We start from the raw sequence: 15,045 nt of genomic DNA on the forward strand, positions 1-15,045 counted from the left end.
TGCCACACTTTCGCGGGTGAGCACTAGCACTGCGATTTCCCTCAGGGAGCGGCTGGCGATCCTGCGCGGGCCCGCCACCGTGCCCCGCCCGCTCGACGCGCGGGCGCTGGCCGCGCTCGCCGCCAACCCCGGCTGCCGGCGCCGGGCCGTGCTGGACGCGGCCGGCGTGGACAAGGGCGCGGTCGCCGAGGCGCTGGGGGCGCCGGCCAGGTTCGGCCAGTCCCGGTTCGCCTTCTCGCGCGGCCACGCCTTCGAGGCCAGGGTCAAGAAGGACGGCTGCGCCGAGCTGCTGCGGCTGCTGGGCGCGGAGGAATCCGCAGGTACGGAGGGGGCGGGCGCCGTCGTCCCCGACCTGGCGGCGCCCGGTCCCGAGGGCCGGGTGGCCCGGACGAGGCTGGCGCTCGGCGAGGCCGCGCCCGGGGCATGGACGCTGCTCGACCACCCGCTGCTCGCCCTCGACGTGGCCGGCACCACCGCCTACCTGGAGCCGGACGCGGTCGCCGTGGCGCCGGACGGCTCCTGGACGGTGGTCGAGATCAAGTCCTTCCCGATCCTGGACGGCGGCGCGGACGCGATGAAGGTCGGCGCGGCGGCCCGGCAGTCGGCGGTGTACGTGCTGGCGCTCGACGTGGTGGCGGCGGGGCTGGCGCAGCCGGTGGACGGGAGCGGGGCTGACGCGTCCCCCGCGAATGTGAGAAATCGCACGCGCTCCGACATCCTGCTGGTCTGCCCTAAGGACTTCTCCAACCTGCCGACCGCCGAGTGGGTGGACGTCCGCAAGCAGCTGTCCGTCACGCGCAGGCAGCTCGCCCGGCTCACCCGCATCGAGGAGATCACCGCGGCGCTCCCCGAGGGCACCACCTTCGACCTCGCGTACACCGCCGACGGCAGCCGGCCCACCCGTCCGCGCGCCGAGCTGACCAGCGCGGTCAACACGGTGCCGGCCGCGTACGCCCCCGAATGCCTCTCCACCTGCGAGCTGGCGTTCCACTGCCGCGACCACTCGCGGGCGGCGGGCCGGGTGGAGGCGCTGGGGCGCGGGCTGCGGGCGGACCTCGGGGACCTGACGACGGTCGAGTCCGTGCTCGCCGCGGCGACCGGAGCCGCCGGTGATCCCGCGGATCCGGCTGTCGCCGCGCTGCGCCGGGCGGCGGCGCTGCGTGCGGAGGCGCTGGCCGTGTCCGATGCGGCCGGTCCCGCTGATCCGGCGGCTCCGGCTGACCCGGCCGATCCGACCGACCCCGCTGCTCCGGCCGATCCGACCGACCCCGCTGCTCCGGCCGATCCGGCCGCTCCCGCTGGTGCAACCGACGTCCCCGACGTCCCCGGCAAGGGAGCCGCCGCGTGTCGCTGATGGACACCCTCGCCCGAGCCGAGGCCGTCGGCAGCGGACGGGCGGTGCCGGCCGCGACCGTACGGCACCGGTACGTGTCCGACCGGCCGCTGGTCCTCGTACCGCTGACCACCGCGGGCGAGGCGGGCGCCCCGCTGGGCGCCCTGGTCGGCACCGACCGGGACGCCCCCACGCTGCTCGTCGTGCCGCAACCCCTCGACCGCGAGCTGCGGTTCGGGTTCTTCGCCGGGCTGGCCGCCGCGATGCTGCCGGTCTTCGACGGCTACGCGGACGACGTCGAGGTGGAGCCGGCCACCCGCAACCGCGAGGAGACGGAGGTCTGCGCGGAGGCGCCGCAGCTCGTCGTACCCAACACCCCCGCGCTCGACTTCGTACGGCTGGTCGGCCGGTCCACCCGCTTCCTGCGGACGGCGGACGATCCGGAGGCGCCGCACCCGGTGCCGGTGCCGGTCCCGCTGCTCGGTCGCTGGCTCACGCACTACGCGGAACGGGCCCGCACGCCCGGCAGTTCGCTGCTGGTGGCGATGACCGAACTGCTCACCCGGCACTGGGCGACCGGGCAGAGCGCGATGGAGGACCAGCACCTGGGCGCGCTGCTCGGCTGGATCGATCCGCCGCCGGGTCTCGACGGCCCCGCGGCGGCGGCCCGCGCGCAGACCGGCCGGGCCAGGGACGGCCTGCTGCTGAGCCCGCCGGCCGGGCCCGCGACCGACCCGGTGTTCGACAACCGGGTGCTGGCGCCCGCACTTGAGCGCTACGACAAGGCGCGGACGGCGGCGCAGCGCCAACTCGCCGAAGGCGGGCCTGGTTCGGACCGGCAGGACGCCGCACTCGCCACCGCGGAACGGGAGGTACGGCGGCTGGTCGCGTCCCAACTGCAGCCCACCTGGGACGACATGTGGCGCGGCCTCGACCTGCTGCGGGCGCTGCCCGAGGGCGCGCACGTCGCCGACCGGTGGAAGCGGGACCGCTGGTCGTTCACCGGGCACCGGGACCGGCTGCGGGCCGGCGAGCCGCCGCAGCCCAAGCGGGACGGCGCCATCGCGGCGGCCCAGAAGCTGGCCGGGCGGGAGACGGCGCTGGCCCGGCTCACCGCGCAGGAGGCGCTGGACGATCCGCTGGTGATGGCCGCGCGGCGGCTGACCGGCGAGGCGTTCGTCGGCGAGGTGGTCGCCGTCGAGATGACGTACTCGGACGGCAAACGGCCCATGCCGCGCCCGCTGTTGACGATCGCCACGTCCGATCTGCCGCAGGCCGAGCCGGGTGCGAAGGCGTACCGGGCCGTGCCGGGGGCGCGGTCGGCGCAGCCCGCTGAGCTGCTGTCGATCGGCCCGGCCGCCGCGGAGGCACCGGGAGCGGACGACACCTCGCCGATCCCCCGCCAGACGGCCACCCCGAACGGCCCTCCCCCGCACGCCACTTGGGAGGTCGTGCTGCGGGTGACCGGCGGCATGGGCACCGGGCGGGTGCCCAAGGAGGGCAGCGTGCCGGAGACCGGGGCGCGGGTGTGCTTCACGTTCTTCGAGCACGACGCGCGCGGCGGGGCGGCGCTGCCCGAGCCGGAGGACACGCCCTGGACGCACGGCGGCCCGCCCGAGTCGGCGGCGCCGGACGCCCCCGCGCCGAAAGCCCTCGTTCCCGACCCTGTCGCCGACCCCGATCCCGTGACCGCGGAGGACTACCTATGACGCCGACCCGGGCCGCGCACGTACCGGGCGACAGCGCCAAGCCGTTCGATCCCGGGGCCGAGGCCGCCGCGGCGACCGCGGCGATCCTGGAGAGCACCCTGCGCGGCAGTGCCCGCGGGGTCGTGGTGGACTCGCCCCCGGGCGCGGGCAAGTCGACGCTCGTGGTGCGCGCGGCCCGCGAACTCGCCGCGGCCGGCGAGTCGTTGATGATCGTCGCGCAGACCAACGCGCAGGTGGACGACCTCGCCGACCGGCTCGCGACGGCCGAACCCGACCTGCCCGTGGGCCGTCTGCACGGCGCCGACTCACCGCCCGACCCGGCGCTCGACCGGCACCGGGAGCTGGCGAAGTCCACCTCGGTGGCCGACCTGCGCGACCGCAAGGTGGTGATCGCGACGGCCGCGAAATGGGCGTATGTGAAGGACACCGAGCCGTGGCGGCACGCGATCGTCGACGAGGCGTACCAGATGCGGTCGGACGCGCTGCTCCAGGTGGGCGGCCTGTTCGAACGGGCGCTGTTCGTGGGCGACCCGGGCCAGCTCGACCCGTTCAGCGTGGTGGGCGCCGAGCAGTGGGCGGGGCTGAGCTACGACCCGTCGGCGAGCGCGGTCGTCACGCTGCTCGCGCACAACCCGGGCCTGCCGCAGCACCGGCTGCCGGTGTCGTGGCGGCTGCCCGCGTCGGCGGCGCCACTCGTCTCGCGGGCGTTCTACCCGTACACCCCGTTCCGCAGCGGCACCGGGCACGGCGACCGGCGGCTGGCGTTCGGCGTGCCGGGCGACGGCGGCGGCCCCGACCGGGTGCTCGACGAGGCCGCGGCCAGCGGCTGGGGCCTGCTGGAACTCCCCGCGCGCAACACCCCGCGCACCGACCCGGAGGCGGTCCGCGCGGTCGCCCTGCTCGTCCGCCGGCTGCTCGACCGCGGCGGCCTGACGTACTCCGCGCCCGACCCCGACCCGTCCCCGCTGACCGCCGACCGGATCGCGGTCGGCACCGCCCACCGCGACCAGGCCGCGGCCGTCAGAGCCGCCCTGACCGCCCAGGGCGTGCGCCTCGGCGTCGGCGGCGTGACCGTGGACACGGCGAACCGCCTCCAGGGCCGCGAGTTCGACGTCACCGTGATCCTGCACCCCCTCTCCGGCCGCCCCGACGCCACCGCCTTCCACCTGGAAACCGGCCGCCTGTGTGTCCTGGCCTCCCGCCACCGCCACGCCTGCCTGGTCGTCTGCCGCGCCGGAGTGGCCGACCTCCTGGACGAACACCCGTCGTCGGAACCGGTCCAGCTGGGAGTGACGGTGAAGTTCCCCGACGGCTGGGAGGCCAACCACGCGGTCCTCGCCCACCTCGCAGAACACCGCATCCCCTACAAGCCCTGATGCTCTCTAGCGGCGCCGGGAGGTGTGGGGGGTTGCGGGGGGCGGGAGAATGGGGGGTGTGGATGAGCGGGAGGTAGTTGTATGAATGAGCCGCAACCGGCTCCGGAGGGCGGGCGGGACGAGGGGGGCGCGCGGTACCGGCGGCCCGCGGCGCTGCTGTTCGAACCGGGGGCGCCGGTCGAGGAGGGGACCGACCGGTTCTTCGACCTGGAGTCGATGGATGATCCGCGGCTGATGCTCGCGCGGGCGACCGAGCTCGCGCAGGCGTTCCGGGCCGCGGCCGACCGGGCCACGGAGTTCCAGGCGGTGGCGGCGGCGCAGCTGGCCGATCCGCGGCGGTTCGACCGGCTGACGCCGGAGGGCGTCGCCGAGCAGGCCGGATGGACCGAGGACTACGCCAGGAAGATGATCGAGTACGGCGAGAGTCTGATCGCCGGCGGCGGCGTCAAGCCCTGACGGGCGCCGAGCTGCGTCCAGCGCTCCGCCGCGGCCGGCCCCCGGGCGTGGACTTTGCCTCACGGGCATGCCGCCGCAAGATACCCCGTTCCTTGCCTCCTGTCCTCAATACGGACGAATCACCGGGAGCCTGCCGTGCGGCGAGTACATGTAGATGGCATGGATGAACCCCGCTGGAGCCGCGTCATCGAGACCTGCGTCACGGAAGCACCGTTCGAAGGCGCCTGGATCACCGAGACCCAGCGCAGCCGGCAGGCCGCCTACGTCACCCCCGAGGGCGCCGCCTGGCTCGCCTCCGCCAGTGCGTTTCCGCGCAGCGTGCAGGCGCTGTGGTCGGTGCGGCCGACCGCGCCGAGCGTGCTGCCGTGCGGGCGGGCGTTCGACGTGGTGAACCTGCCGGCGCTCTTCGGGCGGCGGGTGATCGAGCAGTTATGGGCCACGGGCCCGGGCAGCGGGCCGGTCGCCGTGCACCGGGGGCGGGTGCTGCTGCTGGTCGCGCCGGGTACCGCGCAGCGGCTGCCGTCGCTGCTCGGCTGGGAGGAGTGGGCGGACGCGATGCCGCCGATGCTGTGTCACGGCGCGGGCGACGCCGTGACCGTACCGCCGCTGCACACCGCTGCCGGGCCGGCCGACCAGGACGGCGGGACGTCGCGCTGGGTGGTCGCACCCGACACCCGGCACCCCTGGCTGCCGGGCGCCGACGTGCTGCTCTGGGCGTGCGTGCGGGCGGTCCGCTCGGCCCCCGCCAAGACCGTTCCCGCGCTGGTCAGCACCCCCGGGACGGCCTGAAGGCGATCGATTTCCACTCCCCGGGACTGGGTGCTAATGTCTACGACGTCAGCAGGCGCCGCTAGCTCAGTTGGTTAGAGCAGCTGACTCTTAATCAGCGGGTCCGGGGTTCGAGTCCCTGGCGGCGCACCTGAAACGAAGGCCCTCCGTGCGAACGGGGGGCCTTCGTCGTGGGCGGGGTCCGCGAGCCCGGGGCCGCGCGCCGGGCACGGTCCCCGGGCGGCCCCCCGCGCGGGAAGTCGTGATCTTTCTGGCGCGCCCCGCTGGCCCGGCGCCCGCTTCCCCTCCACTCTTGAGCCATGTGGCACTGGCTGTCCGACGCGTACCGGTCGCGGATCTCGGACACCGGCCGCGAACCGCTGTTCCTGCTGCTGCTCGGGCTGCTCGGCTCGTTCCTGGCGATCAGGTTCAGCGTCCGGATGATCCGGCGCGGCGTGAAGTGGTGGCCGGGCAACGTGAAGCCGGGCGGGCTGCACATCCACCACGTGGTCTTCGGCCAGGCGATGATGCTGATCGGCGGGATCGGCTCGTTCGCGGCCCGCGGCGGCCCGGTGGCGCACGACGTGCTCGCCGTCGTCTTCGGCATGGGCTGCGGCCTGGTGCTGGACGAGTTCGCGCTCGTCCTGCACCTGGAGGACGTCTACTGGACGGAGGAGGGCCGGCAGTCGGTCGACGCGGTGATCCTGGCCGTCTCGGTGGTCGGGCTGCTGCTGATCGGCGAGGCGCCGCTGGGCGGGTACGTCGGCGGCACGTCGTACGAGCAGTACGTGGTGGCCGCCGCGCTGGTCGGCTTCGTGGTGCTGTGCCTGCTCAAGGGCAAGGTGTGGACGGGGCTGCTCGGCGTCATGGTGCCGCTGCTCGCGCTGGTGGGCGCGCTGCGGCTGGCCCGGCCCGGCAGCCCGTGGGCGCGCTGGCGGTACACCTCGCGGCCGCGGCGGATGGCCAGGGCGGAGCGGCGCGAGGACCGGATCCACCGGCGGGCGATGCGCTGGAAGACGTCGCTGATGGACGCGGTGGCGGGGGCGCCGACCCCGGTCCCGGCGGCCTCCGCGGACCCGGCCGGCCGGGCCGGGCACCCCGACCACGAGGAGACGGGGGCGGGGGCGGGAGCCACCGTGGCGGCCGGTCCGCCGCGGCCGGTCATCGTGGACGTGCCGCCGTCCCGGCTGGAGACGGTGCTCGCGCGGGTGCTGCGGCCGGCCGCGGTGCCGGGCGCGACCGCCGCCGTCTGGTACCTGCGGCTGGCGACCGCCGTGAACGTGGTGACCGGGGCGGTGGAGCCGTTCCGCAACCGGGTGCGGGCGGCCACCGACGGCGAGTACGTCACCGCGTTCCTGGTCAGCCCGGGGTTCACCGGCGCGGTGCTGGCGTTCGTCCTGTCGGTGAGCCTGCGCCGCCGCAAGCGGGCCGCGTGGATCGCGACCGTCAGCCTGGCCGGCGGCTACACCGTCCTGATCGGCCTGTGGCTCGGCCTGGAGCATGGCACGCGCGGGCACCCGTTCAACTGGGTCTCGCTGGCCCTGACGCTGGCGCTGCTGGTCGCGCTGCTGGTGTCGCGGCCGGTGTTCAACGTGCGGGGCGAGCGCGGGAACGTGGCGCTGGGGCTGCTCAGCCTGGTGATCGGCAGCGTGGTGGCGGTCGGCGTCGGGACGCTGCTCGTGCACGGCACCGACCAGGACCCGCCCGCGGTGTGGGGGGCGAGCCTGCGGTACGCGCTGCTGCGGGTGCTGACCGTCTCCGGGCTGTTCGACCTGCCCGGGGTCAGGGTGCCCGGCTGGACGGACCTGGCGATCAACGTGCTGAGCGTGGCGCTCATGCTCGTCGTGCTGCTGGCGTTCTTCCGCTCCCCGCGCGGCCGGGCCCGGCTGCTGCCGGCGGACGAGCGGCGGCTGCGGGCGCTGCTGCGGGTGTACGGGCGGCGCGACTCGCTCGGCTACTTCGCGCTGCGCCGCGACAAGACGGTCAGCTGGACGCCGGAGCGGGACGCGGCGATCGTCTACCGGGTCGTCAACGGGGTGGCGCTCGCGGCCGGCGACCCGGTCGGGGCGCCCGCGGCGTGGCCGCGGGCGGTCGGGCTGTGGCGGGACACCGCGCACCGGCACGGCTGGGTGCCCGCGGTGACCAACGCGGGGGCGGCGGCCACCGAGGTCTACCAGGCGGCGGGCTTCCACGGGTTCGCCTCCGGCGACGAAGCGGTGGTGGAGGTCGCGGAGTTCGGGGCACGGGCCGGTGGCCCGGGGCAGTCCGGAGACGTGGGTACGTTGGTGCAGGCGCACCAGGTCGTCGGCGGGGCCGGCTACACGGCGGTGTTCCGGCGGTACCGGGAGGTGGACGCCGAGGAGTGGGCGCGGCTGGCCCAACTCGCCGACGCCTGGCGGCGGCATTCCGCCGAGCGCGGGTTCTCCGTCGCGCTCGGCCGGCTCGGCGACCGGGCCGACGGGGACTGCCTGCTCGCCGAGTGCCGCGATCCGCGCGGGCGGACCTGCGCGGTGCTCGGGTTCGTGCCGTGGGGGCCGGACGGGCTCACGCTCGACCTGATGCGGCGTGACCGGGAGTCGGGGCAGGCCCCGGTGGACTTCCTGCTCACCGAACTCCTGCTGCGCGCGCGGGCGGACGCGGCGCCGCTCGCCGGGATCGCCCGGGTGTCGCTGAACTTCACGGCCTTCCGCGCCGCCCTCACCACCCCCGGCCGCCGCGCCCCGCTGCGCCTGCTGGCCCGCGGCTGGCACGTCACCGACCGCGAACGCGCCTACGCCTCATACCACCCGCACCGCCACCCCCGCCACCTCCTGTACGAACGCCGCACCGAACTCCCCCGCGTCGCCACGGCCTACGCGGTGGCCGAGGGCTTCCTGACAGCCCCCCGCCTCGGCCGCCGCGGCCGCCCGGCGGTATCCCCGGCACCGGTGACCGGGGGCGCGGAGGTGGCGTGACCGGGCCGCTTCACGCTAAGCGTTGACGGCTTGGGCGAGCCTGGCACTGGGCGCGAACAGGTTGGGTCGGCCACTCGCCGTGGCGGTCCACGCCTCTGACGTGCCCTGGCTGGCGGGGGCCGGTCGCGCAGTTCCCCGCGCGCCTACCGGGTCCAGACGTTGCCTCATGCGGTTCACGCGCACCCCGGCGAACCCTCATCCCGGCACTTCGCCTACGCCCCGGCCACCCTCCAAGGCAGAGGTCATCCCAGGAGGAAAGACCAAGCATTCCGCATCACATCCGATAAGAGCCCGGATCTGGGCCGAATCATCCGCTATACCTCACACTGTCTGCACCACATCACCGAGGTCCGACAGATGAGGGACGCCGTGCTCCAAGTGACCCTGAAAATAATCGACTTCGGCGCCGAGAAGCCTGGCGCCAAGAACACCGAACTGGCGCTGCTACGCCGTCAGCTCAACCTGGAGCCCGAACTCCGCGGGTGCGTCACCTCGGTGCCCAAGGCGCCGACGGAGACGCAGATGGGGACGGGTATCGAACTGCTCGCCGTCGCCCTCGGCAGCAGCGGCGCCGTCTCCGCACTCGTCCGTACACTGCCGGCGCTGCTCAAGGCCCGGCGGTCGGCGGCGACGGTGGAACTCTCCCTCCCGGACGGCCGGAACGTGAAGATCACCGCCGATTCGGCCGACGACGCCCGTTCCCTCCTGGACGCCGCGCTGCGGGACCAGCGGCAGCCGTGACCGTACGGCTGCCGGACGCGCGGGGCTCCCGCGCGGTCCTCATCGGAACGTCCCGGTATGACAGTGGTGACCTGCCGGATCTCCTTGCCGTACGCAACAACCTGGAGGTCCTGCAGGAGTTGCTGACCGCCGACTCCTCCGGAGGGTTCCCGGCCCAACGGTGCACGATGGTGCAGGACGCCGCCGACCCGCGCTCGGTCTGCGGCACCATCCGCGAGGCCGCCCTGACCGCCACCGACACGCTGCTCGTCTACTTCTGCGGCCACGGCATCCTCAACGAGGATCTCAAGGAGTTGCACCTCGCGCTGACCGCCACGGACGAGAACGACCTGCGGTGGACCTCGATACCGTTCCAGGCCGTCAGGGAGATCTTCGAGGCATCGCCGTGCCCCAACAAGATCCTCATACTGGACTGCTGCAACAGCGGCCAGGTGCTGGACTCGCTCATGGGCTTCCAGGCCGAGCCGCGTGACACCTTACGCATCCGGGGCACGCACATCCTGACGTCCTCGGCCCGCGATCTGCCCTCGTACGCCCCCGTCGGCGGGCGTTACACCGCCTTCACCGGCGAGCTCATCCGGCTACTTCGCGACGGCCTGCCGGACAAGCCGGAACTGCTGACGCTCAGCGACCTGTACGGGCCGTTGTGTGCGGCCCTGACGGACGGCGGCTATCCGGAACCGCGTCAGCAGGGCTCGGACGGCCATGCCCAACTCGGCCTGGTACGCAACAGGGCGGCGAATACGCAAGCCGAGGCCAAGGCCCCTGACCGGGCTTCGGCCGAAGGACAGCGCCCCGGATCCGGCCGGCCAAGAGGTACCGAGACCCGTTTCGAGCCGAATTCTGCCTTCTACTGGGTCCGTACTCTGTGTATCGGGCTCCCCAGCTTCGTGGCGCTGTTCGTGGTCGCGGACCTGACCCTGCCGATGCCGATCGGGCAATGGAACCTGGGCGACCCGCTTCAGGCAGTCGGGCTCGCCGTCGGGCTGATCCTCCTGATCGTGCTCAATGTTCTGGGCAAGCGAACTCCGGCCGACTATTCACTGATGCTGAGTTCGGACGGCATCGAGCTGCAATATGGGGACTCCGCGCACTTCTCCTATCCATGGCACCGCATCAGCCGGTGCTGGCTGCGGTGCAGGCCCGCGACGCGGTTGCGCGGCCCGCGGTACGACCTGATGGTCCGCCCCATGGCGGGGACGTTCGTACAGACCGCGAGCCCCAGAACACCGGGGCCGCGTCAAGAGGACGCGAACAACACGTTGCGCTTCGCGGATCTGCGCAGGCTCAAGACCACGCCGGAGGCGGTCGAGGCCGCGCTCGCCGCCTACGCCGGCACGGCGTGGACCCCCAGTCCCGACATCGCGGTACGACAAGCCCCGGACCGGGATGCGGAGCAGGTCTTCACCGCCGACCGTCGCCTCCTCGCGGTACTGGCTGTGGTCTGCGTGGCGCTGGGATGCATCCACTTCCCGGTCAGCGCGGTCGTCCACCCCGCGGAGTTCTGGCTGGCGCTGCTGCCGCTAGCCGATTGCGTGCTGCTCTCGGGTACGGCCTGGTTCGCCGCGTCGCGGCTGCTGCGGCCGGTACGTCTGGTGATCGGGGCGGCAGGGCTGACCCTGACGCGCGGCGCGCTGGAGATCTCGTACGCCTGGTCGGAGATCGAGCGGATCGGGATGGTGAATTGGCCGCGGGGCGCCCGCCGCCTCGGGCTGCTGGCGGTCCAGCCCACAAGCAGCGCCCAGGGGAGGACCGACCGTACGAACGCGCTGCTGCCGAAGCTGACGCCGAGAAGCCTGACGCTCTGCCTGCTCCCGGAGGTCACGCACGATCCGAGCCGACTGGAGGCGGCGTTGGCGCTGTTCGCCGACGAGGAGCAGCTGACCTTGCCCAGCGAGGCGTGGCTGCGCCCCACGGCCATGGCGCCGGCACCGCCCACAACCGGTGTCACCTTTCGCGGTCGTCAACCGCACAATGTCTCCGCGATCGTGGGTCTGGCTCTCTTCGCCCCTGTTCCGATCTGCGCGTATCTGGGGGCTCAGTACGTACGCGCCGGCTGGTTGTCCGTCCTCACCAGCCAACTGGCCGTTCCGTTCTTCATCTACACCCTCTGTGTGTATTTCCTCTCCGGCAGGCACCATGTGCGTTTCCAGGTGGGTCCGTCGGGAATATCGTTCAGCGCCTTCGGAGCCCAGAGGATCCGCATCCCGTGGGGAGACGTGGACTGCATCGGCCTCGTGGCCCGCTCCGACCCGCAGGAGCACGCCCTCGTCCTGTGGTCGCGTCCGAACGTCGCCGTGCCCCGGTCGGTGTGGCTTCCTTTTCCGCGCCGGCACGGCGGCCGACTGCTACTGACCCTGGAGCGGTTCCGCATCGAGGCCACACCGGAGCACTTGGACCAGGTCATAGCCCGCTACGCCGGCCGTCGTCACACGCCGATGGCGCTGTCCCGGCGGACGCCGCCGAAGCGGAAGAAGTGACCGGTGCGTCCTTTCCGGGCCGCACGGCCGGGTAACTTGGGCGGCGGCGATGTGCGCCGGCGGAATTAACTTATGGAGGCTTCACCATGGCTACCACTCGCACCGCGACGACCCAGTGGGCGGGGTCCCTGCTCGACGGCTCCGGGACCGTCGCGCTCCAAAGCTCAGGGGTCGGTACGTACGACGTGACCTGGGCCTCCAGGGCTGAGCAGCCGAACGGGCGGACCAGCCCGGAGGAGCTGATCGCCGCCGCGCACTCGTCGTGCTTCTCGATGGCGCTGTCGCACGGGCTCGCCGGGGCCGGCACGCCGCCGGAGAGCGTGCAGACGAGGGCGGACGTCACGTTCCAGCCGGGTGAGGGCATCACCGGGATCGTGCTGACGGTCAAGGCCCAGGTGCCGGGGCTCTCAGCCGCCGACTTCGAGAAGGCCGCGCAGGACGCGAAGGCCAACTGCCCGGTCAGCAAGGCCCTCGCGGGTGTGGAGATCACCCTGGACGCCGAACTGCTCAGCTGAGGCGGGGCCGTTCAGCGGCGGGTGACCTGGACGGTCCAGTCACCCGCCGCGCTGCGTGCGAGCACCTTCACGGTGAGCCCGGCCGCCGCGTCGGTGAAGCTCTCGCCGGGCCGGAAGGGCGCGTCGTTCAGCGAGTTGAAGGCACCGCTGCTGAAGTCGCAGGCGCTGGTGTGCGGATGGGCGTCGGTGACGGTCACCGGGCCCTTGCCGGAGTCCACGTCGGTGCGCACCCGGTAGGCGAGGATGCCCTCGCGGCAGGCGCCCCGGTCGTTGCCGAGCGACTCGCGGGCCTCCAGGACGTACGCCGTGGTGGGGCTGAAGGGGATGATCACCGCCTTGGGCCCGCCGGCGGTCTCCAGGGCGCTGAGGTGGTAGGTGGCCTGGCCGCGGCCGGTGTCGCAGTGGATCTGGCTGTCGCTGAGCCAGCCGAGCTTCCACTTGTGCCAGGCGAACAGGTCGCCTTGCAGGCCCCAGTCGAGCGACATGGTGTCCCACTGGCCGGCCAGCGTGTCGGTGCGGGCGAAGTCGTCGGCGGCGTAGAGGTCGGGCAGCCCGAAGTCGTGGCCGTTCTCATGGCTGAGGACGCGTGAACCGGACTGGTCGTGGCCGTAGATGAGCGAGACCTTGTTGAGGTGGGCGCCCTCGTCGGTGGTGACGGCGGACGCGCCGGTCCAGGTGACGGACAGCACCGCCTCGTCGGCCGGCGGCCCCGCGTTGGGCGTGACGAGGATGTTGACCAGGTCGTAGCCGCGGAAGTCGATGTCCTTGTCGGCGACTTTGAGCAGGTCCCGCATCATCTCGGTGTGCGCGTCCCAGCCGTAGCCGCGGCCGATCCCGTAGGCGCTGAACGGCCGCGGCATGCGTATGTAGCGCAGCACGGGAGTGGACTGGTAGTCGAGCCGGCCGTACGAGGCGCGGGTGTACCACTGCTTGACGGCCGGGAAGAACTCGCCGTAGCGCTCGGCGGCGCTGTACGGGGCCGGCGCGTCGGGGAAGTCGATCAGCAGGGTGAGGGCGCGGACCTTGCCGGTGGTGCGGGCGAACTCCGCGTCGGGGCCCCGGTTGCCGGAGGCGGGGAAGCCCTCGGACATGGCAACGCCGGGGGTGGCGCGCAGCGCGCAGGGGCGCGCGACGGGCGGCGGCGGCGCGAAGTGCGCGGCGGAGTGGGGGCCCGCGGAGACGGTGCTGCCCACCGCGAGCAGTCCGACGGCCGATATCGCGGCGAGCCGCGCTGTGCGGCCGACCGGCCCGCTCGGCCTACGCCCGGCGGCCAGTGCCTTCACCGCCCAGCGCGCTCAGGGTCACCTTGACCGCCCAGTCGCCGTCGGGCTCGTGCCCGGTGACGGTGACGCGCACCGAGCGGTCGGGGGTCGCGTAGGACTCCCCCACGCCCAGCGGCGCGTCGGCCAGCGGCGGGTAGACGGAGGTGGCGGAGCAGGCGGAGTGGCCGGGGTGGCCGTCCAGCACGTCGATCGGGCCGTCGCCGGACTCCCGGTCGGAGCGCACCTGGTAGAGCAGGACGCCCTGCCGGCAGGCGGTGCGGTCGTTGCCCGCGTGGCTGCGCGCCTCGATGGCCAGGACGGTGTCGGCCCCGGTGCGGACCACCAGCAGTTTGGTGCCGGTGTCGCGGGTCTCGTCGGGGCTGAGGTCCTGGTAGGTGGTGCCGGTGCGGGAGACGCAGCCGACCTGGTCGGTGCGCAGCCAGCCGAGTTTCCACTTGTGCCAGGCGAACGGCTCGGGCGCCAGCCCGAACTGGCTGCCCATCAGGTCCCAGTCGCCGACGTGGGTGTCCCAGTCGGCGTTGCTGCCGGCCGGCGGCCGGTAGTAGAGGTCGGGCAGGTCGAAGATGTGGCCGGTCTCGTGGGCGAGCACGTTGCGGTCGGGCGGGTGCCGTTCGAAGACGGTGACCATCCGGCGCAGCGGGGAGCCGTCCACGGTGACCGGCTTGGCGAGGTTGACGACCTTGGTGGCGTCGGAGTCCACGCCGGGCGCGTCGGGGTCGGCGACGAGGTAGACGACGTCGTAGCCGTGGAAGTCGACCGCGGGGTCGGCGACGGCGAGGGCGTCGCGCAGGTAGTCGGCGCGTTGGGTGGCGGCCCAGTCGCGGCTGATGTCGTAGTACCCGGCCGGGTGCGGCATCTGCAGCCACCGGCTCACCGGGTGCAGCCGCAGCCGGAACTGCCCGTACGAGGCGCGGTCCCAGAACCGGGCGGTGGACGGGTAGTGGTCGGCGGTGACCTGCTGCGGGCTCAGCTCGGGCGCGGTGCCGGGGAAGGACAGGAAGACCATCAGCGCCTTGACGTCGCCGCGCGGCCTCGCGTAGTCGCTCTCCCAGCTGCTGACGCCCTCGGAGTGGTGCACGGCGGTGCGCGGCAGCAGGCACACGGCGCCGGCGGCGGACGCGGTCGGCCCGGCGGTCAGCGTCCAGGCGACGACCGCGGCGAAGACGCTGACCGCGGCCGCGGCGGAGCGCAGCAGGCGCGGGTGGCGGCTGCCGGCAGGCACCCGCGGGGCATCCGCGGCACGGGCAGGAACCCGCGGGGCGTCCGCGGCGCCGGTACGCGCCCAGGGGCCGTCCGTGGAGCCGGTACGGGCCGGCGGGCCGTCCGCGTCATGCGATTCACCTTCCGAACTGCCTGACCGCCGCACTGGGACCTCCGGGGAGGGGTACGTGAGCCCGTTCGGGACACCTCCCTCACATTGCTATGGATTG

Annotated in this window: 11 protein-coding genes and 1 tRNA gene; 10 read left to right on the forward strand and 2 right to left on the reverse strand. The window is 73.6% G+C overall.

The features are described from left to right. Positions 1-16 precede the first annotated feature (16 nt). The 10 genes from ACQPW6_RS11915 to ACQPW6_RS11960 all read left to right on the forward strand — a co-directional run bounded on the left by ACQPW6_RS11915 (position 17) and on the right by ACQPW6_RS11960 (position 12,332). Positions 17-1,354 carry a hypothetical protein gene (locus ACQPW6_RS11915; protein ID WP_433889557.1) on the forward strand — a complete coding sequence of 446 codons (1,338 nt, stop codon included), beginning with the start codon at positions 17-19 and terminating at the stop codon, positions 1,352-1,354. Then, on the forward strand, positions 1,345-3,042 hold the full coding sequence (locus tag ACQPW6_RS11920; protein ID WP_433889558.1) for a hypothetical protein: 1,698 nt from the start codon (positions 1,345-1,347) through the stop codon (positions 3,040-3,042). The genes ACQPW6_RS11915 and ACQPW6_RS11920 overlap by 10 nt, the downstream gene beginning before the upstream one ends. Then, positions 3,039-4,418 (forward strand): AAA domain-containing protein, encoded by a 1,380-nt coding sequence (locus tag ACQPW6_RS11925; protein WP_433889559.1) that lies wholly within the window; start codon positions 3,039-3,041, stop codon positions 4,416-4,418. The genes ACQPW6_RS11920 and ACQPW6_RS11925 overlap by 4 nt, the downstream gene beginning before the upstream one ends. 81 nt (positions 4,419-4,499) lie before the next feature. After that, positions 4,500-4,874: a hypothetical protein gene (locus ACQPW6_RS11930; protein WP_433889560.1), complete on the forward strand. Its 375-nt coding sequence runs from the start codon at positions 4,500-4,502 to the stop codon at positions 4,872-4,874. A gap of 159 nt (positions 4,875-5,033) precedes the next feature. After that, positions 5,034-5,663 carry a bifunctional DNA primase/polymerase gene (locus ACQPW6_RS11935; RefSeq protein ID WP_433889561.1) on the forward strand — a complete coding sequence of 210 codons (630 nt, stop codon included), beginning with the start codon at positions 5,034-5,036 and terminating at the stop codon, positions 5,661-5,663. A 55-nt stretch (positions 5,664-5,718) separates the two neighbouring features. Then, positions 5,719-5,792, forward strand: a tRNA-Lys gene (locus ACQPW6_RS11940). A gap of 170 nt (positions 5,793-5,962) precedes the next feature. Further along, on the forward strand, positions 5,963-8,596 hold the full coding sequence (locus ACQPW6_RS11945; RefSeq protein WP_433889562.1) for a phosphatidylglycerol lysyltransferase domain-containing protein: 2,634 nt from the start codon (positions 5,963-5,965) through the stop codon (positions 8,594-8,596). 357 nt (positions 8,597-8,953) lie between these two features. After that, complete coding sequence (locus tag ACQPW6_RS11950; protein WP_433889563.1) at positions 8,954-9,337, forward strand: effector-associated constant component EACC1; 384 nt, start codon at positions 8,954-8,956, stop codon at positions 9,335-9,337. Further along, positions 9,334-11,817 carry a caspase, EACC1-associated type gene (locus tag ACQPW6_RS11955; protein ID WP_433889564.1) on the forward strand — a complete coding sequence of 828 codons (2,484 nt, stop codon included), beginning with the start codon at positions 9,334-9,336 and terminating at the stop codon, positions 11,815-11,817. Before ACQPW6_RS11950 ends, ACQPW6_RS11955 begins: the two co-directional genes overlap by 4 nt. Before the next feature lie 86 nt (positions 11,818-11,903). Beyond that, complete coding sequence (locus ACQPW6_RS11960; RefSeq protein WP_433889565.1) at positions 11,904-12,332, forward strand: OsmC family protein; 429 nt, start codon at positions 11,904-11,906, stop codon at positions 12,330-12,332. An 11-nt stretch (positions 12,333-12,343) separates the two neighbouring features. Here the strand turns inward: ACQPW6_RS11960 and ACQPW6_RS11965 are convergent, their stop codons facing one another. Together ACQPW6_RS11965 and ACQPW6_RS11970 are read right to left on the reverse strand one after the other, a co-directional pair. Then, positions 12,344-13,615, reverse strand: a complete 1,272-nt coding sequence (locus tag ACQPW6_RS11965; protein ID WP_433889566.1) for a M6 family metalloprotease domain-containing protein — start codon at positions 13,613-13,615, stop codon at positions 12,344-12,346. Continuing rightward, positions 13,590-14,837 (reverse strand): M6 family metalloprotease domain-containing protein, encoded by a 1,248-nt coding sequence (locus tag ACQPW6_RS11970; RefSeq protein WP_433889567.1) that lies wholly within the window; start codon positions 14,835-14,837, stop codon positions 13,590-13,592. The genes ACQPW6_RS11965 and ACQPW6_RS11970 overlap by 26 nt, the downstream gene beginning before the upstream one ends. Positions 14,838-15,045 lie beyond the last annotated feature (208 nt).

This window comes from Streptomyces sp. CA-111067, from assembly GCF_050956065.1.
Classification (GTDB): Bacteria; Actinomycetota; Actinomycetes; order Streptomycetales; family Streptomycetaceae; genus Actinacidiphila.